The sequence below is a fragment of the Acetivibrio cellulolyticus CD2 genome (assembly GCF_000179595.2).
Lineage (GTDB): Bacteria > Bacillota > Clostridia > Acetivibrionales > Acetivibrionaceae > Acetivibrio > Acetivibrio cellulolyticus.
Map to the genome: position 1 here is coordinate 826,227 of NZ_JH556657.1, position 26,996 is coordinate 853,222.

A 26,996-nucleotide genomic window follows, 5' to 3' on the forward strand; every position below is an offset into this window, starting at 1 on the left:
ATTCTCCTCCTAAATCAGCGAACTAACTAACTGTTGAGTATATGCGTGCTGTGGGTCTTCTAATATTTGATCGGTTAGGCCGTTTTCTATAATTTTTCCGTCAAGCATTACAATTGTTCGGTCGGAAAGCATGCGGATTACCGCCAAATCGTGAGATACCAATAAGATTGATATGCCAAATTTAGCTTTGATTTTACGGATTAAGTCGAGTACCTTTGCTTGTACGGACAAATCAAGACCTGTGGTAACCTCGTCTAAAAGAAGTAAGGACGGGTTATTTGCCAATGCCTTTGAAATTTGCACACGCTGTTGCATACCGCCGGAAAAGTTTTTAGGAGCTTCTGCAATTCTTGAGGTTAATATTTCAACCGTTTCGAGTAACTCTGTTGCCCTTGCTGTCATTTGTCCTGCATTGCGGCTGCCTGCGGCAATAATTTTTTCCGCAATGTTAGAAGCAGCCGAGTAGTTCATTCTAAGCCCTAAAATCGGATTTTGATAAACCATTCCCATAATATTGTTTTTAATCATTCGCCTTTCAGCACTACTTGATGCCCATATATTTTTCGTTCCGTTTTTATAGTCCTTTAGGTATCCTTCACCGTTTGTTGGTTCAATATCAAAATATAGACTTTTCATCAGTGTTGATTTGCCAGAGCCACTTTCGCCAACAATCCCTAAAACTTCACCCTCATAAACCTCAAAGGATAGGTCATTTGCCGCCCAAACACTTCCGCAAAGTTTGCAGCGATTTTTCTCCAGGTTTTCAAAGCAGTGTGGACAACCGTTACCATATCTAACGGTTAAATTTTTTACTGAAAGTACAGGATTGTCATTTAGATACATTGGCTGCACACCTCCTTACAATAAGATGTATCTGAGCATTGATAAAAAACCTCGCCTGTGACACTGTCAAACATTTCATCTAAGTAAGTATTTGTACTTTTGCACAAACGACAGCATATTCCCTTAAAGCTTTCCTTTTCAAAGGGCATATCATCAAAGGCAAGAGATATAACCTCAGTGTGTGGTGGGATAGCATAAATTTTCTTTTCACGCCCTGCACCGAAAAGGTATAGGCATTCGGATTTATGTAGCTTTGGATTATCAAATTTTGGAATAGGGCTTGGACTCATCATATATCTGTCTTCCACCATACAAGGGTATTCGGTTGAGATTGTAACCTTTTTGTATTTAATTATGCTTTCGTACAGTCGTAACCAAACAGGAGCATAGTCCTTTTCAGCGTGCATTTTTTTGGTAACTTCTTCACGAGGTTCAACAATACGAAGCGGCTCAGGGAGTGGTACCTGAAGTACCAAAATTTGGTTGCTGGTCATTGGTATTTCAGGTATTCTGTGTCTTGTCTGAATTATGGTGGCTTCCTGTGTTTTTGTTGTGGTTTTAACATCAGTGCAAAGTCCAATGAATTTTTTAATATTTACCGCATTAACACTATCATCACTGCCTTGGTCAATTACCTTTAGCATATCATCTGTGCCTATTAAAGAAAGGGTAAGCTGTATGCCGCCAGTTCCCCAACCTCTGCCTATGGGCAGTTCACGAGAGCCAAAGGGTACTTGATATCCGGGAATAGCAACAGCTTTTAAGGTAGAGCGGCGAATTTCTCTTTTTGAGCCTTCATCTAAAAATGCAAAATTATAGTTTTTATTCATTTTCAGTCCTCCTTGTCTTTCTCACTGCATCTAATTTGGACTGAAAGGTAACATAGTGAGGGAGTTTTAAGTGAGAAATAAAACCATTCATTTCCAAGCTATCGCCGTGCATTAGAACAAATTCTTCGTTTTGGGTAGGGAAGTCGCCGTAATTGTCAAGCTCACGGTCGATAACACTAATGGCTATTGCCTTGTTTTCATTTCTTCCAAAAACCGCACCGTAACCCACTGCCAATTTTAATTTGTTTTTATCATCAGCTTCATTAAAGCATTCTACTTCTGTAATTAAAATTTCGCCTATATAAATACTTTCATTCTCATCAAAAAGATATGGGACTTCAAGTTCCACATAACCTGTACGAAGCTCACCAACGGTAGGATGTACCTGCCCAAATCCACGCAAGGCCGAATATGCAAGCCCTGAAATAAATCCTGTGTCTGCCCTTGATAAAGTTTGTAGTCGAGCACTTCTTGCACTTGGGAATTGCAGCATGTTTTCAGTTACATCATAAGGCTTCTCGTTGTTCTCAGAATATTTATCAATTAAGCCCTCTTTTTTTAATTCATCAGATACCCTTGTACAAGGATTAATTTCTTGGGGTAACTCGTTGTCACAAATGCTTTGCATGGCATAATAAAGTGCTTTGCTGTCCTCATTTTCTATTTCAAAGTTTATAAGGCGGTGGGTATAGTCGTAGGTTGCACCTAAAATTTGTCCGCCCAAAATATCCTTAAACGCTGCAGAAATACGGCGAACAATACGCATATTATCGGTATTAACCGTTTTAGTATAGTAGTTTCTTGTCAGGGTAGAACGATATGCCCTAAGTAAAAATACTGCTTCTTCAATACAGCCCTCGCACTGTTTTAATGCAAGTGCAGCATAACGCTTACAGTAAAGCCCTGCTTCGCTCATTACTCTATCTACAAGCAATCCCATTTTGTTTTCAATTGCTTCAAGTTCCACATCTTTTTTTGTGCCACTTCTGTAATAGTCCAAAAGTTTTATGCTTTCTTCAATTGCTTCCTTACCACCTGATACTGCAACATAAGCCATGTTTTATACCTCCAGCCTTGTCAATCTTGGAATTGCAAACAAATTAAAACTATCATCAATAAAGAAGAGATCAATCCCTTCTGGATATTCAAAAAACCTGCTGTCCCGGAGAGTTAAAACATTTAAAACAACCTCACTTGTATACACACATACCTTTACGTCAATTCCAGCCCCAATTAGTGTTAGTTTTGAATTTTTATCACCTGGAATTTTAACAATTACTGTTGCCGATTTGTGAGGATCAATAAGTGTGCCGCACTTGGCATTTTCTATTACTTCCTTTAAGTTGTTTGGATCTTCAACAAAAATGTAATCTGCATTTGATATGGTCTCTCTTTTGGACAGTGTAAGTGAAAGCATTTCATCGGAAAGCTCTCTGTTTTCACAGGTATTAAAGCTTACTTCATTGTCAAGCAGTACCATCGCAACAGCCAAAAAATCACTGTTATTTCCAAACAGCTTGTCTGCAAACTCTTTTATATTTACTGTTTTAAGTGGATTAGAAAGAGCAGAGAGAATAAGACGAAACAGTTTTTGACTGTCAAATACTTCGTCAAAGCTATGTATTTTTTTCATTATACAACCTCACTATCCATTGATTTAAAGCTAACCATTGTTTTAAGGTGCATGGCATTTTCCTTTTGTAACCTTAATAATTGCTCACATTCAAGCTCAAGTAAGAGGTTTTCATCAGTAAAAACACCTTTGTTATAAGCTGCATCAATGATTGCCATATTTAAGGTTTTGTCAAAATCATCCCCCATACATACAGCGAAACCTTTTGTGCCGTAAAGTTCTATAATGCACTCAGTAACAATTACCTCTCCAATGTAAAAAAGGCTTTGCTTAACAGGTTCACGCATCTTTATCATGGTTAAGGTTTTGGTTGGCTCTTTTATAATGGTAATATTATAATTTTCCTTTATTTTGTCAGCCATTTTGGCTATTATCTTGCTTTTGGCATTTGCCATAATTTTAAATAATCGTTGTTTTGTCATAATCTGCACCTTATTAAATATATTTTTTCTTAATAGTAGTAAATAAAAGCTCAATTAAATAGGCGTATACGAACACCAACAAAATGGCAAGTCCTGCTGTTCCGTATTCATACCCTTGCATTGAGTTTGTAATTGCATAGCCAATACCACCTGCTCCTACCATACCTAAAATTGCACTTTCCTTAAAGTTGATTTCAAAACGAAGTCCGCTCCAGGCGATGATTTGACTAAGTGCAGATGGTAAAACAGCAGAAAAGAAAATTTGCAATTTACTTGCACCTGTAACTTCTAAAGCTTCTATGGTTTCATTTGGTACATTTTCAAAGCTCTGTGAAAATGCCTTTGAAAAAAATGCAATTGCGTGGACTGATAAGCCTACAACACCCGGCACGGGACCCAGTCCAAGACAAACAAGAGCTAACAACACCCATACAGGAGTTGGAACAGCTCTAAGGAATGTAAAAAAGGAAGAGAGAAGTGTTGTAACAATTCTGTTTTTTACCAGGTTTCTTGCGGAAAAAGCACCGAATATGATTCCGATAATAATGCTATATATCGTTGCTAATATAGTGATAGAAAGAGTTTCTAAAAACGCAATTAAAGTAAAGTCAAAGTTTTTTAGTGATAACTGAGATAGCTTTCCAAATATAATACCAAGGTCTCCTATACGGGATATAAGCTTTATCCAATTTACATCAAGAGGTATAAAGGATAACAATGAAATAGCAAGAGTTGCTATTAAAAATGTGTTAATAACTCTGTCTTGCGATTGTTTCTTGATTCTTATTTTTCCCCTTTTACATACCTTTGTTTGTGGCAAAATGTTTATTGCTTTTATTGCAATTTCACTCATTTTCCATTACCTTCTTTCTTAAATATCCTGTTAATAAATCAACGATAATTATCGTTGCGGCAATTATTAAAATAATGCCTGCAGCTGTCTGATACTTAAATGATTTCAGATATGAAAACAGTACAAGTCCAATACCACCTCCGCCCACCATACCAACAATGGTAGAGGCTCTTATATTTACCTCAATGCAGTACAAAAACCACGATAAAAAGTGCTGCATACAAGAGGGTATAATGCTTTGAAATACTCTTTGTGGAAAGGTTGAACCTACAACCAATAGTCCTTCCGTGCTGTCGGTAGAAACCTCGTCAATACTTTCAATGAATGCTCTTGTCATAAATGCAAAGGTGGTAATCACAAGAGCCATAAAACCAACACCCGTACCAATACCCAAGGCTGAAAACAATATAAATGCCCATACAAGATCGGGAATGTTACGGAGAAAGGTTGCGATTGCCCGAATTACCATACTTGCTTTTGGGAAAGGTGAGACCTTTTCACTGCCAAATAGTGAGGCTACAAATGCAAATATTCCGGCTACAAATGTAGAGCTTATAGCTAAGCAAAGGGTAACAAATATTGCCTCAAATATTCCCGTAGGCTTTGTAAGTGTTGGTGGCAAAAAGTCATTTGCAATAAAACGGAAAACCTCTGATGAGGACATAACTACTTTAATGGGATTAAATTTTATTAAGTATGTAGCAATACAAAAAAGTGCTGTCACTACAAGCAAAAAGTAAGTATAAAAGTTTTTTTCACGGTTATTTATAAGAGAAACTTTATTTGTTTTACGCATGTTTTAGTTCCTCGCGTATCATTAAGTTTTCTATTTTGGTACTATAAATTCGTTCAATGGTTGCATTGTCAAGTTTATCCGGTGTACCATCAAATACAATTTTGCCTTTTGAAAGTCCGATAATTCTAGTTGCGTATTTAAGTGCCACGTCAATTTGATGCAGATTTACTATGCAAGTGATATTTCGCTTTTTTGCCATATTAAAAACCATATCCATTATGATTTTAGAGGTTGAAGGGTCAAGAGAAGCAATAGGCTCATCACAAAGAATAATTTTTGGGTCTTGCATAATAGCTCTTGCAATTCCAACTCTTTGTTTTTGACCACCCGAAAGTTCGGAGGCACGATTGTAAATGTAATCACCAAGCTCAATTTCATTTAGCAGCTCAATGGCTTTTAATTTATCTTCTTCACTGTAAAAACCAAATACACCTTTTATACCTTTCATATATCCGAGCCGTCCGTGCAGAACATTTTGAATAACAGAAAGCCTATAAACAAGGTTATAGTGCTGGAAAATCATAGCAACCTTAAGCCTTAGAATTCTGAGGAATTTACCCTTTTTGTTGGTGATTTCATCTCCATCAACAGTAATAGTACCTGATGATAATTCAATCAGCTTATTAAGAGATCGAAGCAGTGTTGACTTACCGGAACCTGATGGACCGATAACAACCACAAATTCACCTTCTCCAATATCAAATGAAATATCATTTAATGCAACAACACCATTTGGGTATTTTTTTGTTATATTTTTAGCTGCTAAAACTTTTTTTTGCATAAGTCACCTCAAAATTTCAGGTGGGGCAGCATCCCCACCCGTAGCTTTTATTATTTGTTCAACTGTCTGTTAAGTTCAATAATGTTTTTGTAATCATCTACGGTGCAAGGCACAAATCGAGCTGTTTTATCACCAATTACTTTTTCAAAATAATTTTCATTTGCATATGATAGGATAAAGTTTTTAACCTTTTCCTTAACTTCGTTTGGTAAATCACTGCGAATTGCCATTGGCTCAGAGGGAATAGGTTCGGAGGAATAAATAACTCTTACATCGCTTTCCTTTGCATTGCCGGCTTTGATTTCAGAGGCTAAAATTGCATTAGAGATTGGTGCTATATCAACATCACCCTTGATAACAGCTTGAAGTCCTGCTTGGTGTTTGCCAGAAAAACTAACTGCACTGAAAAATTTACCGTTTGTATGAAGGCTATCCATATCTAACTTTTCATTGGGAAAGTTTTTCATAATTTCAGCGGAAGGTATCATATTACCGCTTGTAGAGTTAGGGTCAACGAATGCCATAGTCTTTCCTTTAATATCTTTAATTGATTGAATGGCACTGCTTGCCTTAACAATTAAAACAGATTTATATGTAGCGTTTGCTTTGTCACCACCCTTCGCTTTCATACCAACAGCCTCTGCTTTTGCCCTGTCATAAGCTAAACAGAAAGAGAGAGGACCAAAGTATGCCATATCAATTTTTTTTGTTCTCATACCCTCAATAACAGCGTTGTAATCGCTTGCCTGATATTCAACAACTTCCATGCCAAGTGCCGCTCCTAGATCTTTTGCCATACCTTGACGAGCATCTGCGTTTTGTTCAGTTGATTCATTAGGAAGATAAGCTACTGTGAATTTTTCGTTTGTCTTTGAGTTGTTACTGGTTGACAGTATGTTACTATTGCATGCTGCCATTGATAATGCAAGTGCCGAGATGATTCCAAAAGTAAGTAATTTTTTCATATATACTCTCCTTATTTTCAATTTACATTTTTAATTATATGGGGGCTTATAGAAATCTAAAAGGCAAGTTTGGTAAAGTTTATGTTATCTTTTAGTAAAATGATTTTTTGTCTTTTTTATCCCGAAATAAGGGCAAAAATTTATATGATGTAGGGTGAACTAAAAAAGAGGATGGTTTTCCGTTAGCTTTGAAGGCAAACTAAATACCAAACGGCAAATTACAAGCCGTATCGATATACCTCTATATGGGCTGGAGATATAAATGATGATAATGCTATCGATTTGAAAGCCAGTATGTCTTTGACAAATAGTTTTAATAGCTTTAAAGGATATAGCCGATATATTGCTAATGCAACCAATCAAGTACTTCAAGAGGCAGACCTTGCTCATCTGCTGCAGTTTACTATTTACACTTTTAAAATACCTATGATATAATAAACCACAATACTTATCTAAAAATTGTGAATGGTGGTATTTTTATGAAAGAAGCAATCCTCTTTACATGTGTAATTTTAACATTAATATTATTGCTTGTATCATGCTCTGAAACCCTTCCAAACACTCCTGAACCTACAAATAAAACTGTTGAAGAATCTTCTAAAGATGCTAAGATATCTATATATTCTCCTATGACTTTATCAAGCAACAATATGTACCCTTTAAATGGCAATAACCAGTATCTTAGACTGAGAATGGTTGCGGGAAAATACTCAGAGGACTGGAACCCAGGAGCTTATATGGGTACTCTCTGGGAAGGCAAATATATTATTGAACTAGCAGATGAAAGTGGAAACACTATTACCCAAACTGACTTAAGTAAATATTTTAAAGAACCTTTAGTTTTTAATTCTTCATTTGACATTCAATTTGATGATTATAATAACGATGGGGATTTAGATTTTACTTTAGGTCAGTATGCTACAAGTAATGGTAATGACTTCAAATTGTTTACTTTAAGGAAAAATGGAAATGTAGAAGAGCTATCTATTAAGGATTACCCAACATTATTCATAAGCAAAAAAACCGGTTATTATTCTACAAAACTTACAAAGGTTAGCAACATAACATTCAGTAAACAGTACTACGATAATTCAAAGCAGAAAAATTTTGAAGACATATTCAAATGGGACGGAAAAGAATTCATTCATATTAAAAGTCAAGAACTAAAGGAGAACAATTAATGCTGATTTTTACCAAAAGCATAGATATAATAAAATTCCTTGACAAAGTGTCTGGATAATACGGTATGGTTGCTGACTTGGGTATCTGAGATTATATTTCATAATCAAATATCCGCTCTTATTGGTTTCTTATTTATTGACATATATTCAACATATATAGGCATAACTGTAACAGCAGTAGGAGTGTGTGTATTTATTGTAGAGCAACAATTTTTATGAAAAGTTCTTGGAGAGTAGGTATAGATAAAAACACAAAGACAACCCTTGTAAATACTTTTTGATCTTTTGAGTTTTAAGCATGAACAATAATTTCTTCAGTTGATATTAATTTTTGAATCTTGAGTTTTCATAGTTAAATGGTATGCTTGTTCCAATAACTACATCTTCGATTTTATTAATTATCAGCCAATCATCCATATTCCCTTGATGGTCAAAATCCAAAGGCTTTATTTCTTCTACCTCTGAAAATTCAACTAAACACAGACATTTTTTATGCCACCTTGATTTTTGCTTCTCTGATAAACTAAGTTTGTCTTGATTAGCCTCAAGGATTTTAATTATCTCATCATCAGTTAGCTTTGTATAATTCTGTACATTTACAACTTTTGCCTTAGCAGAAATTTTCCCGGTTCCTTTTTTCATGAAGTACAAGACTTCACCTTGAAAAACCCGGCTATGAGGAATTTTTCTACCTGATGCTCCACGTATGATCATAGTTTTTGAACCATTTAGAATTTTTTCCAGGACCATTTCCTTATCATCGCAATAAACAAGATGTACCATTTATTCATCTCCTTTTAACCTTTTTTCACAATCGGCACCTCTCTTTTATTACACAAAAATGAGAGATAATAACAACATGAAAATTATCAAACATAGCATTACTTAGCAATTTTCTTTTTTATTTCAACTAATTCAACCTTATTCTTAAAATCTTCCTTACCCAATACTTCAATGCCATTCTCTATTTTTTCAAGTTTTTGCCTTGTCTCAGTACGGAATTCAGTTAAATCAGCTGTTTGCTCATTAATAGCAATTACCTTCTGCTTTATATCGGACACATCAATTTTTATCTCTTTAACGTCACTTGACAATTCCTCAAGTATTTTTAAAATTTTCCCATCCATAAATTATCAATCTCCAAAGACATTATATCCTGAAATCCAGATATTCATCAAGTACTTTATCTTTAATCCCATTCCTATTTTTGAAATATGCGTGTATATAACCTCCACAATAAAGCACTATTTAATATTCCGATTAAGACATTGGTATACTAAATCCAAATACAAAAATTGAAGTATTTAATAATTTGCTGCAGTAACTTCATATACTTATCTTGATGTGTTAAGTGCAAAATGTCCCAATAAAAACCACAATTGGGACATTTCCCAACAACAAACCTATCCGGCAGGAACTGATCGCATGATTCACAGTAGGCTTGTTCTATGGTTTTCTTATAAATATATCCACTGTTTAATAGATTAGTGAAGAAGTCCTGAACAAAACTACTATGATAGGGATCATTTGTTTGATTATACAAGTCATAAGAAAATCCGAGTTTGTCAAAACACCCCTTGAAGTCATTGTGGTAACGGTTAGCAATTTGTTCAGGTGAGACACCTTCCTTGTTAGCCCTAATCTGAATTGGTGTACCGTGGCAATCACTTCCTGACACATAGCACACATTATATCCTTTCAATCTGAAATATCTTGCGAGAATATCACCTGGCAACAAAGCAGCAATATGACCGATATGGAGTGACCCATTTGCATAAGGCCAAGCTCCTCCAATAAATACGTCCATTGATTACACCTCCTAAAATTTACATGCTATATTAGTCGTCAAAAATGCAAATAAAAAAACCCTCACCTCCAGGTATTATCCTGGGGACGAGAGCATTATACTTCGTGTTACCACCCCGGTTCACTGATGACTTACGAACATCAGCCTCAACAAGTACGTCAGAACAAATGAATTCTGGTTATACTCTGGCACTATAACGGGTGCAACCGTCGCAGCCTAAGTCAATTAAACATTCGGTGCGAGTGCTCCGAGACCATGTTCAGCTATCTATTCTTTACCCCTTCTCAGCTTCCCGGGGTTCTCTGGAAAAGACGTTAACAGCTTACTCTTCTCATCATTGCATTAGTAGTATTACATTTTATTTTAATACGGATAACTTTGCCAGTCAATATACAAATTATTCATTTAGTGGTTTGTAAATTGCAATAATAATTGGTTTAAGTCTTCAACAGAACCTTTGGAAAGTGTGTATGCTTCTCTTGTCCCATTTTTGTATATCCAACCATTGCTTTGACTAATGTAAAGAAAGTATTCCACTTTTTGATTATCAGAGTATTGGAAATACACAAAATATGGGGGTGCCTTTAATTCTGATGGAATATTATTTATTGGTGTTCCTGTTTCAATGGCAGTTATAAAAATCTTAATGTCATCAGGCTTGTCAAAAACATTTTCACTATCATTTCTCCCTTTGACTGTAACCTTAACAAGTTCTGTATTTTGAGAAGTTGCATTTTCTGATATTGGTGTTGTTTTCAGGACTATAGAACTTTCTTTTGCATTTTCTGTACTCTGATTATCTGAACAGCCTGAAAAAGCAACAGCAAATAAAAAGCATATTGCTAAAAGCATAGGGATAATGAACTTCTTTATCATCTCCATTTTTATTTTCTCTTTATTAGACTAAAAACATTTCTAATAAGTTTCTTTAAAATCAATTTTAGTGTCTTTTTAAGCACATTAAAATCATAACATTTTATGGCATGCTGTAAAAGGTGTAATCCTTCTTTTATCTATGGCTGTATGCTTATAGAGAATAGGGTATACAAAACACTCCATCTCTTGTTGAGAAGAGTAATTTCTCCATCTGAAAGGAGGGTGATGCCTACATGTCAACTAATAAACAAGCCAGCAGACTAAATAATGGAGAAGGAGCGGTTCACTGTGAACCGCTCCTTTAGTATACCTAATAAAACCAAGTGAATATAGCTTTCTAAATCAGATAATTGCATAAACATACTCTATGGAGTCCACAAAACAGCTTTACCCGAATAGTCATTACCTGCAACCTGCCCAAGATCATTAATCGAATAAGCTGCAGAAGATGTGTAATCTATAATACCAAAAGTTCCAACATTACTTAAATCAGTCATTACAGAGTCTTTCCACAAAAAAGGATGAAATGTTTCTATGCTGCTGCCTGACCCTCCAACAATAACTCCTTCGTTATTTATGTCATATGCGTGTGAATTATTATTTTGACCGCCTAGTGTACCTAAATCTTTCATAACTCCATTTTCCCAAAGAAAAGCATGCTGTGATAAAGAGTCATCTCCAATGTATGAGTATCCTACAATTTGTCCCTTCTCATTTATTGCTTCAGGACCTGTAGATCCATATGTATCGGGATACGACACGTATGGACCGTAAATATAATTATTATATTCCCATTCTGTGAATTCACTAGGGAAAGAGACTTTTTTGGATTTACTGTTTAACGAACCCAAATCAGTAAAAACACCGTTTTCATATAAAAAGCTACGACACTGTCTATCCATGCCTTCAGTTGCTTCAATTCTTGCAATTCCAACTATTTGGCCTTTATTATTAATGTCAATTGGTATGAAATTTCCTAAATCTTTATAGGTGCCATTATCTATTAAAAAACCTGTAATCTTATAAGTGACAGGATCGGTATAATATCCGATTTTCTGACCTTTGTCATTAGTATAAAAATACCTGTAATCACTGGATGAAACATCTCCTTTATTCCATATGTAACCTCTTGTATACATTGTGGAATAATAATCAAAATAATCCGCATCCCAATCAACGAATCCCTCGTAACTCATAAAAAACTCACTCTGATCATTAATTCTACAAGCCCATGAAGCTTCATTGTTCAACTTACAAACATCTCCATCTTCCCATAAAACCGGATAATAACAATCACCTACATATGACCTCCCAACCACTTGTCCTTTACAGTTTATGCTACGTGCCTCAGAGTTACCTCCGAGAGTCCCTAAATCAAGAAAAGGTACAGGGGGCTTTAAGTTGGGCTCACCTAAGAATTTAATGCGAAAGGACTGTGCTGGAGGTTGTCCAGGATGAGTTGGCATCTTACTGGATACTGAAGCATCTGCTGCATCATATGCAGATTTAGCTGTAGTCGATTGCTCCAGAAATTTACTCAAAAAAAGGCTTGTTCTATCCCTTGCAATATAATGTTCAACATAGTCGGAAAAACCAAGGTATGTCCTTGCACCGGATTTTATAAAGGCATTTGCCATGGTTTCGTTATATGCAGATTTACAGCATCCCATTAATACCAAATTATTTACATAGATGTTTTGAAAATATTTTTCTATAAACGAAGGAAGCACAAAATAATTTGATCCAATTATTTTCTCTTTGTCTTCATCATATAGTGTAAAAATTGCCAGCCTGTGCATTTGCAAATCCCTCAAGATTTTGTCCTTTTCAACTGTTGAAGCACTGTCTTCATAGCTTTGAGCCAAGAAAAAACCAACCTGTCCTCCTACAGCACCATCACGCATTCCCCATAAAGGTTCACTTCTGAGGGTCTGAAATAAATTTTCTCCATGAGAAGATACACTGATAACACCATATTTATAAAGCTCTGTTCTAAGAAAACTTATTGTTACTTCCTTATCCTTAAGATAGGTTATATCAGAATCTCTAAACACATCAGCGTCGTTATATTTATATTTCTTTAAAGTCTCATATACATTAGGCTTATATGAATTCATGTCATTAGAATCATTAATTCCAAACTCATGCAACATCGGTGATAACATCAATACTTTCCTGTTGGCTATCCTTGGACCTTTGACCTCAGCAGGAGATTCGGGACTGAATAATATAGATTTATCATTACTGCCTGAGCTGCTTAAGGTATATGAGTTTTGAGCATTACTGTCAACCGTAGTGACAATTTCTGCTGAGGTTTGGTCAGTTGTAGGTGTATTAACCGATTCTTCAGATGTACTGTCAGTCTCATCCTTCTTCCTTATGGAAATAGCTCCAAGTATACCGTTTTTATATTCAAACCATATACTATCGCTGCCATCAGATACACCTGCCTGTTGTATTTTGGGATTGCTATTCAACTCAGAAAGCATTACATTTTTTGCACTTTCTATCCCTTCGGAGACTATTAATTCAACATACCTTTTCACTTGTTCTTCCTGGAAGGCACAGTTTTCTTTCATTTCCTCATCAGTTACCTTATTAAGTACACGCAAGTCAACACCTGCTGTCCTTTGGACTTTGTCCTGTGTAGCTTTTACAGTAAAATGCAAAGTTTGTGTTGTGCTATATGACATGTTCTTTTTAAAACTGTATATGTTATCGCCGGCCTTTTCATCTCCGTCTACTCCAGCATCATTCAAAACACCAAGTTTTTCAATTATAGTACCATTTTCATCGGTCTTGTTCAGTTCTATTGTCAGTTCGGAATCATACTCAAAATTAGAAATACCAGCAGTAAAAATAACATCCTCTGCTTGGTTGACAAACAAAGCATCAGGGTTTGCTTTTACAGAATCTATCTGCAATCCGCCTGAAGGGGAAGGTGTTGGAGTAATAGTTGGTGTAGCAGTTGCTTTAGGTGTAGAAACTAGTTTGTTTTGTGCTGGGAATTCGTTAATTATTCCAAGCAGGTACTGTCTCATAAAAGCAAAATCAATGGAGTTAAAACTTCCATTGCCGTCAACATCAGCAGCTTTAAGACCGTTTTCATAGGAAAACTCATTTATATTTCCAAGCAAATATTGTCTCATTAATCCAAAGTCTATAGAGTTTGCTGAACTGCTATTATCAATATCACCGAATATAATACTTGTTTCCTCTTCTTCAGGTGTTGATTGGTCAAACAGCCTTTTTGCCTCTTTTATTGCTTCTTTTTCGGATATCTGGACTTTTTTTGAAAGAATCTTCATATCCTTGTCTACAAATAAATAAGTAGGCGTAAAATACCAATTTGTATATGCATATCCGTTTGTGGTTTCATTATCCCGAACATATGTATATTTTTCTGCAAATGCCCTGTCGGTGTCTTTTAGCATATAATTGACGGCATCATACCCTTCGTATTCCTTTTCCGAATGAGTTATATTTATAACCTGTACATCAGGTAATTCTTCAATTATGCTATTTAAATTTTCGTCATACCAATTATATGCAATAAGCATATTTCTTCCCTTGAAAGTATTTAAATTAACATCCTTCCCATCCGGATCCTTTAATGTAAAATCAATAGTTTGACCAATTTCAGGGTAATTTTCACCATAATGTTTTAAGTCCAATAAATCAGAACCGTCATTTCGTGAATTGCATACCCAGCCATCAGGCAGGAGATCCCAGAAGTCATTTATGCAGAAGTATTGATGAGCAGTTACTTTTGTATAAAGTGGTACATCCCCTTTAATATAAGTAAGTTTAACTTGACTGGTTAATTCGTCATAAGACAGAGGTACCCATCCCTCAGGCAATACATCAGTTTCGAACGTTTTAGAGTACATATATTGCACATCGCCAAATTTGGCACCCTCAAGGCAGGTAATTGTGAAGGTCTCACTATCCATAGTAGTTAGAATCCATCCCATAGGTATCTTGGGAGGTAAAATATATCCTAAATAATTTTTAGGTAATTTTTTAATTGTCATTTGTGTTCCATAACCAGCACCACCAGATATATATTTAATATTGCATATTTTTTTTACCTCATCATAATTGTCAACAATCCATCCTTTTGGCAATGAATTATTACAGCTATCAGCTATATATTCATAGCTTATGGTTTCCTGATCACCGTATTTGGCACCATTAAGAAATTTGATAGTTAGCTTCCCTGAAGCTTTTTTATCATAAGTAGTAAAAACCCACCCTTCAGGGATGTCTTCAATAGAACTCGTGAGGGAATAGTAGCTCTTATCTTCGTCAATATCAATTTCTGTACCGTAGGCTGGGGTTCCTGCATATTGGATTGTTTTACCGTATTCAAACCATACCCAATTCTTAGAATTAGGTAATCGAAATTCTTCACCCTCTGAAAAATATATATCCAGTTTTGTTCCGATTGACTTTCGACCACCTATGTACATGATTTTATCTGCCGAAATAGATACCCAATTTTCAGGAAGGGGCGTTCCATCACTTGCTAGTTTAATATGTGGGGAAGTCAGTGTGTCTCCATAGGCGTATTGTTTCGATGAATACTTTCCAAGGTATTTAATAACTGCTTCCCTTGTAGTTGAATTATAATGTGTAACAATCCATCCGTCAGACAAGTAATAATCATAATCACGATAATCATAATAACCAGTTAATTTTGAATATTCGATATCTCCTGGTTTTGCATTTTTTATACACTTCATTTTTGACTCATTATTAGACTTATCAACTCCGATGCTTATCCATCCGGACTTTAACCATTCACGTGCCAATTTCTCAATTGTCCCATAACTTGCATCGCCTATAAATTTATCACTATATTCACAGGGAAGCCAAAAATTATGATATTTATAGCAATCTTCAGAATAAGCTTTATCTCCATATTTATAGCGGTATAACCCAGTATCTGAATTTATATTTACCGGGGTTTGACCTTCATATTTTATAGTGTAATATCCGTCTATCGTTATGTATTCTTTCCATTCCTTCGGAATATTCTCAAGAAAGCGAACCGGCTGTATAGATCCACTAGCAGCCCCTTTGACATACTTTATAATATAGCTTGTAGTTTTTGTGTTGCTGATATCAACAACTACCCAGTTTTCAGGCAGCATGTCCTTATTTATAGTGCTTTCGATGTCTCCGTATTTTGCTCCTCCTACATACTTAATTGTGTAATTTTGTTCACTTTTTTCTACTACAATCCATTCTTCATCCAGATTTTCAATGGAAGCGACAACCTTTGTATCACCATAGGATTGTGCCATAACTGTATTGCAAAAACCAATGATTGCAACTGCTAGTACTAAAACGAATAGATAGATCTTGTTTTTCATTGTTATCCCCCTAATAAATGATTTTGGCTATGATGGAAAACTCTATGCAATAAGAGTTATTCCCGACAAATGAAATTATAATTTCCAGTATTTGATATGTCAACGGATTTATATTCTGGAAAGTAATTCATCTTAGAAATTATCATAAAAATACTACAATGCTGAGGTCAATCCGTAACATTACATTCTAAGAGCGTATAGCATAATCTTACGATGAAAATAAAACTATAAAAATCAGGAGCGGTTTACAGTGAACCGCTCCTTTAGTATACCTAATAAAACCAAGTGAATATAGAACTCTAAATCAGATATAAACTTAATCTATGGAGTCCACAAAACAGCTTTACCCGAATAGTCATTACCTGCAACCTGCCCAAGATCATTAATCGAATAAGCTGCAGAAGATTTGTAATCTAAAATACCAAAAGTGCCAACATCACTTAAATTAGTCATTACAGAGTCTTTCCACAAAAAAGGATGAAATGTTTCTATGCTGCTGCCTGACCCTCCAACAATAACTCCTTCGTTATTTATGTCATATGCGTATGAATTATTATTTTGACCGCCTAGTGTTCCTAAATCTTTCATAACTCCATTTTCCCAAAGAAAAGCATGCTTTGTGATAGAGTCATCTCCAATGTATGAGGATCCTACAATTTGTCCCTTCTCATTTATTGCTTCAGCATCTGTACGTCCAAATGTATCGCGATACCACACATTTTCACGGCAAGCCAAATAATTTAATTCCGATTCTATCGAATTACCAGGGAAAGAGACTTTTTTGGCTTTACTGTTTAACGAACCCAAATCGGTAAAAACACCATTTTCATATAAAAAGCTGCGACGCTGTCTATCCACGCCTTCTGTTTCTTCAATTAATGCATCTCCAACTATTTGACCTTTATTATTAATGTCAATTGGTATGAAATTTCCTAAATCTTTATAGGTGCCATTATCTATTAAAAAGCCTGTAATCTTATATGTGCCAGGATTGGTATAATATCCGATTTTCTGACCTTTGTCGTTAATGTCAAGATACCTGTGATCACTATAATATGAAACATCTCCTTTATTCCATATGTAACCTATAGTATACATTGTGGAATAATAATCAAAATACTCCGCATCCCAATCAACATATCCCTCGTAACTCATAAAAATCTCACTCTGATCATTAATTCTAAAAGCCCATGAAGTATAATCGTTCAACTTGCAAATGTCTCCTTCTTCCCATAAAACCGGAAATTCCTGATCACCTACTTTTGACTTCCCAACCACTTGTCCTTTACAGTTTATGCTACGTGCCTCAGAGTTACCTCCGAGAGTCCCTAAATCAAGAAAAGGTACAGGGGGCTTTAAGTTGGGCTCACCTAAGAATTTTATGAAAAGGTCCTGTGCTGGAGGTTGTCCAGGATGAGTTGGCTTCTTACTGGATACTGAAGCATCTGCTGCATCATATGCAGATTTAGCTGTAGTCGATTGCTCCAGAAATTTACTCAAAAAAAGGCTTGTTCTATCCCTTGCAATATAATTTGGAACATAGTCGGAATAACCAAGGTATGTCCTTGCACCGGATTTTATAAAGGCATTTGCCATGGTTTCGTTATATGCAGATTTACAGCATCCCATTAATACTAAGTTATTTACATAGATGTTTTGAAAATATTTTTCTATAAATGAAGGAAGCACAAAATAATTTGATCCAATTATTTTCTCTTTGTCTTCATCATATAGTGTAAAAATTGCCAGCCTGTGCATTTGCAAATCCCTCAAGATTTTGTCCTTTTCAACTGTTGAAGCACTGTCTTCATAGCTTTGAGCCAAGAAAAAACCAACCTGTCCTCCTACAGCGCCATCACGCATTCCCCATAAAGGTTCACTTCTGAGGGTCTGAAATAAATTTTCTCCATGAGAAGATAAACTGATAACACCATATTTATAAAGCTCTGTTCTAAGAAAACTTATTGTTACTTCCTTATCCTTAAGATAGGTTATATCAGAATCTCTAAACACATCAGCGTCGTTATATTTATATTTCTTTAAAGTCTCATATACATTAGGCGTATATGAATTCATGTCATTAGAATCATTAATTCCAAACTCATGCAACATTGGTGATAACATCAATACTTTCCTGTTGGCTATCCTTGGGCCTTTGACCTCAGTAGGAGATTCAGCACTGAATAATATGGATTTATCATTACTTCCTGAACTGCTTAAGGTATCTGAGTTTTGAGCATTACTGTCAACAGTAGTGACAATTTCTGCTGAGGTTTGGTCAGTTGTAGGTGTATTAACCGATTCTTCCGATGTACTGTCAGTCTCATCCTTCTTCCTTATGGAAATAGCTCCAAGTATACCGTTTTTATATTCAAACCATATACTATCGCTGCCATCAGACACACCAGCCTGTTGTATTTTGGGATTGCTATTCAACTCAGAAAGCATTACATTTTTTGCACTTTCTATCCCTTCGGAAGCTATTAATTCAACATACCTTTTCACTTGTTCTTCCTGGAAGGCACAGTTTTCTTTCATTTCTTCATCAGTTACCTTATTAAGTACACGCAAGTCAACACCTGCTGTCCTTTGGACTTTGTCCTGTGTAGCTGTTACAGTAAAATGCAAGGTTTGTGTTGTGCTATAGGACATGTTCTTTTTAAAACTGTATATGTTATCGCCGGCCTTTTCATCTCCGTCTACTCCAGCATCATTCAAAATACCAAGTTTTTCAATTATATTACCCTTTTCATCGGTCTTGTTCAGTTCTATTGTCAGTTCGGAATCATACTCAAAATTAGAAATACCGGCAGTAAAAATAACATCTTCTGCTTGGTTTACAAACAAAGCATCAGGGTTTGCTTTTACAGAATCTATCTGCAATCCGCCTGAAGGTGTTGGAGTAATTGTTGGTGTAATTGTTGGTGTAGGTGTAGCAACAAGCTTGTTTTGTGCTGGGAATTCGTTAATTATTCCAAGCAGGTACTGTCTCATAAAAGCAAAATCAATGGAGTTAAAACTTCCATTGCCGTCAACATCAGCAGCTTTAAGACCGTTTTCATAGGAAAACTCATTTATATTTCCAAGCAAATATTGTCTCATTAATCCAAAGTCTATAGAGTTTGCTGAACTGCTATTATCAATATCACCGAATATAATACCTGTTTCCTCTTCTTCAGGTGTTGATTGGTCAAACAGCCTTTTTGCCTCTTTTATTGCTTCTTTCTCGGATATCTGGACTTTTTTTGAAAGAATTTTCATATCCTTGTCTACAAATAAATAAGTAGGGTTAAGATACCAATATGTATATGCGTATTCGTTTGTGGTTTCATTATCCCGAACAACTGTATATTTTTTTGCAAATGCGCTGTTGGTGTCTTTTAGCATATAATTGACTGCATCATAGTGATACTCGTTCTCTTCTGAATAGGATATATTGATAACCTGCACATCAGGTAATTCTTCAATTATGCTATTTAAATTTTCGTCATACCAATTATATACGATTAGCATATTTCTTCCCTTAAAAGTATTTAAATTAACATCATGTCCACCCTGATCCTTTAATGTAAAATCAATAGTTTGACCAATTTCAGGATAATTTTCACCATAATATTTTAAGTCTAATAAATCAGAACCATCACATCGTGAATTGCAAACCCAGCCATCAGGCAGGAGATCCCAGAAGTCATTTATGCAGAAGTATTGTTGAGCAGTTACTTTTGTATAAAGTGGTACATCCCCTTTAATATAAGTAAGTTTAACTTGACTGGTTAATGTGTCATAAGACAGAGGTACCCATCCCTCAGGCAATATATCAGTTTCAAACCTTTTAGCGTACATATATTGCACATCGCCAAATTTGGCACCCTCAAGGCAGGTAATTGTACAGGTCTCACTATCGACAGTAGTTAGAATCCATCCCATAGGGAGCTTCGGGTTTTCGATATCTCCTGAAGAATTTTTAGGGAATCTTTTGAGTGTCATTTGTGTTCCGTAACCAGCACCACCGGATATATATTTAATACTGCATAATTTTTTTATCTCATCATAATTGTCAACAATCCATCCTTTTGGCAATTCATTATAACAGCTATTAGGGCTACAAGTTATATAATCATAGATTATGTTTTCATGATCACCGTATTTGGCACCATTAAGAAATTTGATAGTTGGCTTCACTGAAGCATTTTTATTATAAGTAGTAAAAACCCACCCTTCAGGGATGTGTTTAATAGCCCCCCAGAGGTAATTGCCGCTCGGATTTTCGTCAATATCAATTTCTGTACCATAGGCAGGAGTTCCAACATACAGGATTGTTTTACCGTATTCAAGCCATACCCAATTCTTGGAATTCGGTAATCGAATATCTTCATCCTCTGAAAAATATATATCCAGTTTTGTTCCGATTGACTTTCGACCACCTATGTACATGATTTTATCTGCCGAGATGGATACCCAATTTTCAGGAAGGGGTGTTCCACTATATGTAAGTTTTATGTGTGGTGAAGTCAGTGTGTCTCCATAGGCGTATTGTTTCGATGCATCCTTTCCAAGGTATTTAATAACTGCTTCCCTTGTAGTTGAATTATAATGTGTAACAATCCATCCGTCAGACAAGTAATAATCATAACTAAGTTCAGTTAATTTTGAATATTCGATATCTCCTGGTTTTGCATTTCTTATACACTTCATTTTTGACTCATTATTAGACTCATCAACTCCAATGCTTATCCATCCGGACTTTAACCATTCACGTTCCAATTTCTCAATTGTCCCATAACTTACATCGCCTATAAATTTACGATCCCCATCAACAAGAAGCCAAAAATTATGATATTTATAGCAATCTTGAGAATAACCTTCATCTCCATATTTATAGCGGTATAACCCAGTATCTGAATTTATATTTACCGGGGTCTGACCTTCATATTTTATAGTGTAATATCCGTCTATGGTTATGTATTCTTTCCATTCATTCGGAATATTCTCAAGAAAGCGTACCGGCTGTATAGTTCCATTAGCAGCCCCTTTGATATACTTTATAATATAGCTTGTAGTTTTTGTGTTGCCGAGATCAACAACTACCCAGTTTTCAGGCAGCACGTCCTTATTTATAGTGCTTTCGATGTCTCCGTATTTTGCGCCTCCTACATACTTAATTGTGTAATTTTGATCACTCTTTTCTACTACAATCCATTCCTCATCCAGATTTTCGATGGAAGCGACAACCTTTATATCACCATAGGATTGTGCCATAACCGTATTGCAAAAACCAATGATTGCAACTGCTAGTACTAAAACGAATAGATAGATCTTGTTTTTCATTGTTCTCCCCCTAATAAATGATTTTGGCTATGATGGAAAACTCTATGCAATAAGAGTTATTCCCGACAAATGAAATTATAATTTCCAGCATTTTATATGTCAACGGATTTATATTCTGGAAAGTAATTCATCTTTGCAACCGACATGTAAAATAAAACTATAAAAATCAGGAGCTGTAACACTAAGAATTAGTGAACAGCTCCGTCTTCTTATAAAAAAGTTTTGTTTTTTACCTAAAACCTGACTCTATGGAGTCCACAAAACAGCTTTACCCGAATAGCCTTTACCTGCAATCTGCCCAAGATCATTAATCGAATAAGCTATAGAATTATTGTAATATATACCACCAAAAGTACCAACATCCCTTAAATCAGTCATTACAGAGTTTTTCCACATGCAAGGATGACATGTGAGAAAGCTATCTCCTGCCCCACCAACAATAACTCCCTCATTATTTATGTCATAAGCTTGTGACCAATTATTTTCACCGCCCAGTGTACTTAAATCTTTCATAACTCCATTTTCCCAAAGAAAAGCATGCTGTGTCATAGAGTCATCTCCAATGTATGATGCTCCTACGATTTGTCCCTTCTCATTTATTGCTTCAGCACATGTATCTCCATATGTATCGGGATACGACACATATGGAGAGAAATAAATGTAATTAAATTGTGATTCTATAGAATCATCAGGGAAAGAGACTTTTTTGACTTTACTATTTAATGAGCCCAAATCGGTAAAAACACCATTTTCATATAAAAAGCTCCTATACTGTTCACTTACGCCTTCATATCCCGCAATTCTTGCAATTCCAACTATTTGGCCTTTATTATTAATGTCAGTTGGTATGAAATTTCCCAAATCTTTATACGTGCCATTATCTATTAAAAAGCCTGTAATCTGATATGTGAAAGGATCGGTATAATACCCGATTTTCTGACCTTTGTCATTAATGTCAATATATCTGTGATCACTATAATATGAAACCTCTCCTTTATTCCATATATAGCCTCTAGTATACATTTTGGAATAATAATCAAAATAATCCGCATCCCAATCAACAAATCCCTCGTAACTCATAAAAATCTCACTCTGATCATTAATTACTTGAGCCCATGAAGTATCATCGTTCAACTTGCAAATATCTCCATCTTCCCATAAAACCGGAAATTCCTGATCACCTACTTTTGACATTCCAACCACTTGTCCCTTACAGTTTATGCTACGGGCCTCAGAGTTACCTCCGAGAGTCCCTAAATCAAGAAAAGGTACAGGGGGCTTTAAGTTGGGCTCACCTAAGAATTTAATGCGAAAGCTCTGTGCTGGAGGTTGTCCAGGATGAGTTGGCATCTTACTGGATACTGAAGCCTCTGCTGCATCATATGCAGATTTAGCTGTAGCCGATTGCTCCAGAAATTTACTCAAAAAGAGGCTTGTTCTATCCCTTGCAATATAATGTTCAACATAGTCGGAAAAACCAAGGTATGTCCTTGCACCGGATTTTATAAAGGCATTTGCCATGGTTTCGTTATATGCAGATTTACAGCATCCCATTAATACTAAGTTATTTACGTATATGTTTTGAAAATATTTTTCTATAAACGAAGGAAGCACAAAATAATTTGATCCAATTATTTTCTCTTTGTCTTCATCATATAGTGTAAAAATTGCCAGCCTGTGCATTTGCAAATCCCTCAAGATTTTGTCCTTTTCAACTGTTGAAGCACTGTCTTCATAGCTTTGAGCCAAGAAAAAACCAACCTGTCCTCCTACAGCACCATCACGCATTCCCCATAAAGGTTCACTTCTGAGGGTCTGAAATAAATTTTCTCCATGAGAAGATAAACTGATAACACCGTATTTATAAAGCTCTGTTCTAAGAAAACTTATTGTTACTTCCTTATCCTTAAGATAGGTTATATCAGAATCTCTAAACACATCAGCGTCGTTATATTTATATTTCTTTAATGTCTCATATACATTAGGCGTATATGAATTCATGTCATTAGAATCATTAATTCCAAACTCATGCAACATTGGTGATAACATCAATACTTTCCTGTTTGCTATCCTTGGACCTTTGACCTCAGCAGGAGATTCGGGACTGAATAATATGGATTTATCATTACTGCCTGAACTGCTTAAGGTATCGGTATTTTCAACATTACTGTCAACCGTAGTGACAGTTTCTGCTGAGGTTTGGTCAGTTGTAGGTGTATTAACTGATTCTTCCGATGTACTGTCAGTCTCATCCTTCTTCCTTATGGAAATAGCTCCAAGTATACCGTTTTTATATTCAAACCATATACTATCGCTGCCATCAGACACACCTGCCTGTTGTATTTTGGTATTGCTATTCAACTCAGAAAGCATTACATTTTTTGCACTTTCTATCCCTTCAGAAGCTATTAATTCAACATACCTTTTCACTTGTTCTTCCTGGAAGGCACAGTTTTCTTTCATTTCCTCATCAGTTACCTTATTAAGTACACGCAAGTCAACACCTGCTGTCCTTTGGACTTTGTCCTGTGTAGCTGTTACAGTAAAATGCAAGGTTTGTGTTGTGCTATATGACATGTTCTTTTTAAAACTGTATATGTTATCGCCAGCCTTTTCATCTCCGTCTACTCCAGCATCATTCAAAATACCAAGTTTTTCAATTATATTACCATTTTCATCGCTCTTGTTTAGTTCTATTGTCAGTTCAGAATCATACTCAAAATTAGAAATACCAGCAGTAAAAATAACATCCTCTGCTTGGTTGACAAACAAAGCATCAGGGTTTGCTTTTACAGAATCTATTTGCAATCCGCCTGAAGGGGAAGGCGTTGGAGTAATTGTTGGTGTAATTGTTGGTGTAGCAGTTGCTTTAGGTGTAGCAACAAGTTTGTTTTGTGCTGGGAATTCTTTAATTATTCCAAGCAGGTACTGTCTCATAAAAGCAAAATCAATGGAGTTAAAACTTCCATTGCCGTCAACATCAGCAGATTCAAGACCGTTTTCATAGGAAAACTCATTAATGATACCAAGCAAATATTGTCTCATTAATCCAAAGTCTATAGAGTTTGCTGAACCGGTATTATCAATATCACCTAATATAATACTTGTTTCCTCTTCTTCAGGTGTTGATGGGGCAAACAGCCTTTTTCCTTCAACTGTTGCTTCTTTCTCAGATATCTGAACTTTTTTTGAAAGAATTTTCATATCCTTATCTACAAATAAATACGCAGGGTTAACATACCAATTTGTATATGCATATCCGTTTGTAGTTTCATTATCCCGAACATATGTGTATTTTTCTGCAAATGCCCTTTCGGTGTCTTTTAGCATATAATTGACTGCTGAAAAGATATCCTCGTCCTCTTCCTCTTCTGAAGAGGATATATTGATAACTTGCACATCAGGTAATTCTTCAATTATGCTATTTAAATTTGTATTTTGCCAATTATATGCAATAATTGTATTTCTTCCTTTGAAAGTATTTAAATCAACATCATTTCCGTTCAAGTCCTTTAATGTAAAATCAATAGTTTGGCCAATTTCAGGATAATTTTCACCAAAATATTTTAAGTCCGATAAATAATAACTGTCATTTCGTGCAAAGCTAACCCATCCATCAGGCAGGACATCCCAGAATTTTTTTATGCAGCCGTTATGAAAAGCAGATACTTCAGTATAAAGTGGTACATCCCCTTTAATATAAGTTAGTTTAAGTTGACTGGTTAATTCGTCATAAGACTGACATACCCATCCATCAGGTAATATATCAGTGTTTATCGTTTCAGAGTACATATATTGAACATCACCAAATTTGGCACCCTCAATGCAGGTAATTGTTAAGCTCTCACTATCAACAGTAGTGACAATCCATCCAATAGGAAGCTTTGGGGAGGCTTTATCTCCTACATAATTTTTAATTATAATTTGTGTTCCATAATCAGCACCACCCAATATGTATTTAATGCTGCATGTTTTTTTGACCTCATCATAATCGTCAATAATCCATCCTTCTGGCAATTTATTATAACAGTAATCATCTGTATATTCATAGCTTATGGTTTCCTGATCACCATATTTGGCACCGTTAAGAAATTTGATAGTAAACTTCTCGGAATCACTTTTATCATCAAAAGTGTAAACCCACCCTTTAGGAATTTCATCAATAGAACGCCAGAAGGAATAATTATTATATCCGTCAATATCAATTTTCGTACCATAGGCGGGAGTTCCTACATACAGGATTGTTTTACCGTATTTAAACCATACCCAATTCTTAGAATTCGGTAATCGAAATTCTTCACCCTCTGAAAAATATATATCCAGTTTTGTTCCGATTGACTTTCGACCGCCTATGTACATGATTTTATCTGCCGAAATAGATACCCAATTTTCAGGAAGGGGCGTTCCATCACTTGCTAGTTTAATATGTGGGGAAGTCAGTGTGTCTCCATAGGCGTATTGTTTCGATGAATCCTTTCCAAGGTATTTAATAACTGCTTCCCTTGTAGTTGAATTATAATGTGTAACAACCCATCCGTCAGACAAGTAATAATCATAATCACGATAATCATAATAACCAGTTAATTTTGAATATTCGATATCTCCTTGTTTTGCATTTTTTATACACTTCATTTTTGACTCGTTATTAGACTCATCAACTCCGATGCTTATCCATCCGGACTTTAACCATTCACGTGCCAATTTCTCAATTGTCCCATAACTTACATTGCCTATGAATTTATAATCATAAAACCCATACTCAAGCCAAAAATTATGATAGTTTTCGCAATCGTTAGCATAACCTTCATCTTTATCTCCATATTTATAGCGGTATAACCCAGTATCTGAATTTATATTTACCGGGGTCTGCCCTTCATATTTTATAGTGCAATATCCGTCTATCGTTATGTATTCTTTCCATTCCTTCGGAATATTCTCAAGAAAGCGAACCGGCTGTATAGCTCCATTAGCAGCCCCTTCGATATACTTTATAATATAGCTTGTAGTCTTTGTGTTGCCGAGATCAACAACTACCCAGTTTTCAGGCAGCATGTCCTTATTTATAGTGCTTTCAATGTCTCCGTATTTTGCGCCTCCTACATACTTAATTGTGTAATTTTGTTCACTTTTTTCTACTACAATCCATTCTTCATCCAGATTTTCAATGGAAGCAACAACCTTTGTATCTCCATAGGATTGTGCCATAACTATATTGCAAAAACCAATGATTGCAACTGCTAGTACTAAAACGAATAGATAGATCTTGTTTTTCATTGTTATCCCCCTAATAAATGATTTTGGCT

General features: G+C 35.5%; 17 protein-coding genes and 1 other annotated feature. Of the genes, 1 reads left to right on the forward strand and 16 read right to left on the reverse strand.

All coding sequences use genetic code 11. From position 1 onward, the window contains the following. Nucleotides 1-9: 9 nt before the first annotated feature. Genes ACECE_RS0215380 through ACECE_RS0215420 form a run of 9 tightly spaced genes read right to left on the reverse strand, consistent with a single transcriptional unit; the run spans nt 10 to nt 7,123 of the window. Nucleotides 10-843 (reverse strand): ATP-binding cassette domain-containing protein, encoded by an 834-nt coding sequence (locus tag ACECE_RS0215380; protein WP_010248827.1) that lies wholly within the window; start codon nt 841-843, stop codon nt 10-12. Next, a complete protein-coding gene (locus ACECE_RS0215385) occupies nt 834-1,673 on the reverse strand; it encodes an alpha-D-ribose 1-methylphosphonate 5-phosphate C-P-lyase PhnJ (RefSeq protein WP_010248828.1) in 840 nt (279 codons plus the stop codon). Before ACECE_RS0215385 ends, ACECE_RS0215380 begins: the two co-directional genes overlap by 10 nt. Further along, nucleotides 1,666-2,730, reverse strand: coding sequence for a carbon-phosphorus lyase complex subunit PhnI (locus ACECE_RS0215390; protein ID WP_010248831.1), 1,065 nt, complete (start codon nt 2,728-2,730; stop codon nt 1,666-1,668). The genes ACECE_RS0215385 and ACECE_RS0215390 overlap by 8 nt, the downstream gene beginning before the upstream one ends. A 3-nt stretch (nt 2,731-2,733) precedes the next feature. Further along, nucleotides 2,734-3,306, reverse strand: a complete 573-nt coding sequence (gene phnH / locus ACECE_RS0215395) for a phosphonate C-P lyase system protein PhnH (RefSeq protein WP_010248834.1) — start codon at nt 3,304-3,306, stop codon at nt 2,734-2,736. Next, on the reverse strand, nt 3,306-3,728 hold the full coding sequence (locus ACECE_RS0215400) for a phosphonate C-P lyase system protein PhnG (protein ID WP_010248836.1): 423 nt from the start codon (nt 3,726-3,728) through the stop codon (nt 3,306-3,308). Before ACECE_RS0215400 ends, phnH begins: the two co-directional genes overlap by 1 nt. Before the next feature lie 13 nt (nt 3,729-3,741). Next, nucleotides 3,742-4,581, reverse strand: a complete 840-nt coding sequence (locus tag ACECE_RS0215405; protein ID WP_010248838.1) for a PhnE/PtxC family ABC transporter permease — start codon at nt 4,579-4,581, stop codon at nt 3,742-3,744. Next, nucleotides 4,574-5,377, reverse strand: coding sequence for a PhnE/PtxC family ABC transporter permease (locus tag ACECE_RS0215410; protein WP_010248840.1), 804 nt, complete (start codon nt 5,375-5,377; stop codon nt 4,574-4,576). Before ACECE_RS0215410 ends, ACECE_RS0215405 begins: the two co-directional genes overlap by 8 nt. Then, nucleotides 5,370-6,158: a phosphonate ABC transporter ATP-binding protein gene (gene phnC, locus ACECE_RS0215415; protein WP_010248842.1), complete on the reverse strand. Its 789-nt coding sequence runs from the start codon at nt 6,156-6,158 to the stop codon at nt 5,370-5,372. Before phnC ends, ACECE_RS0215410 begins: the two co-directional genes overlap by 8 nt. A 50-nt stretch (nt 6,159-6,208) precedes the next feature. Beyond that, nucleotides 6,209-7,123 carry a phosphate/phosphite/phosphonate ABC transporter substrate-binding protein gene (locus tag ACECE_RS0215420; protein ID WP_010248844.1) on the reverse strand — a complete coding sequence of 305 codons (915 nt, stop codon included), beginning with the start codon at nt 7,121-7,123 and terminating at the stop codon, nt 6,209-6,211. Nucleotides 7,124-7,602: 479 nt separating this feature from the next. On the opposite strand from ACECE_RS0215420, the gene ACECE_RS0215425 reads away from it, so the two are divergent. Then, nucleotides 7,603-8,304, forward strand: a complete 702-nt coding sequence (locus ACECE_RS0215425) for a hypothetical protein (protein ID WP_010248846.1) — start codon at nt 7,603-7,605, stop codon at nt 8,302-8,304. Between the two features lie 324 nt (nt 8,305-8,628). Here the strand turns inward: ACECE_RS0215425 and ACECE_RS0215430 are convergent, their stop codons facing one another. The 7 genes from ACECE_RS0215430 to ACECE_RS29490 all read right to left on the reverse strand — a co-directional run bounded on the left by ACECE_RS0215430 (nt 8,629) and on the right by ACECE_RS29490 (nt 26,967). Beyond that, entirely contained in the window at nt 8,629-9,087 is a 459-nt protein-coding gene (locus tag ACECE_RS0215430) for a hypothetical protein (RefSeq protein ID WP_010248848.1), read from the reverse strand. Between the two features lie 98 nt (nt 9,088-9,185). Further along, nucleotides 9,186-9,431 (reverse strand): hypothetical protein, encoded by a 246-nt coding sequence (locus tag ACECE_RS0215435; protein WP_010248850.1) that lies wholly within the window; start codon nt 9,429-9,431, stop codon nt 9,186-9,188. Nucleotides 9,432-9,580: 149 nt separating this feature from the next. After that, complete coding sequence (locus ACECE_RS0215440) at nt 9,581-10,111, reverse strand: class I tRNA ligase family protein (protein ID WP_010248852.1); 531 nt, start codon at nt 10,109-10,111, stop codon at nt 9,581-9,583. Nucleotides 10,112-10,190: 79 nt separating this feature from the next. After that, nucleotides 10,191-10,458, reverse strand: a binding site (T-box leader). Between the two features lie 58 nt (nt 10,459-10,516). Continuing rightward, the gene (locus ACECE_RS0215445) at nt 10,517-10,993 is read right to left on the reverse strand and encodes a hypothetical protein (protein ID WP_010248854.1); all 477 of its coding nucleotides are present in this window, start codon (nt 10,991-10,993) and stop codon (nt 10,517-10,519) included. A gap of 359 nt (nt 10,994-11,352) precedes the next feature. Beyond that, nucleotides 11,353-16,365 carry an HAF repeat-containing protein gene (locus tag ACECE_RS29485; protein ID WP_010248856.1) on the reverse strand — a complete coding sequence of 1,671 codons (5,013 nt, stop codon included), beginning with the start codon at nt 16,363-16,365 and terminating at the stop codon, nt 11,353-11,355. Nucleotides 16,366-16,686: 321 nt separating this feature from the next. Next, nucleotides 16,687-21,693, reverse strand: coding sequence for a dockerin type I domain-containing protein (locus tag ACECE_RS0215455; RefSeq protein WP_010248858.1), 5,007 nt, complete (start codon nt 21,691-21,693; stop codon nt 16,687-16,689). A gap of 246 nt (nt 21,694-21,939) precedes the next feature. Next, on the reverse strand, nt 21,940-26,967 hold the full coding sequence (locus ACECE_RS29490) for an HAF repeat-containing protein (protein ID WP_010248859.1): 5,028 nt from the start codon (nt 26,965-26,967) through the stop codon (nt 21,940-21,942). Nucleotides 26,968-26,996 lie beyond the last annotated feature (29 nt).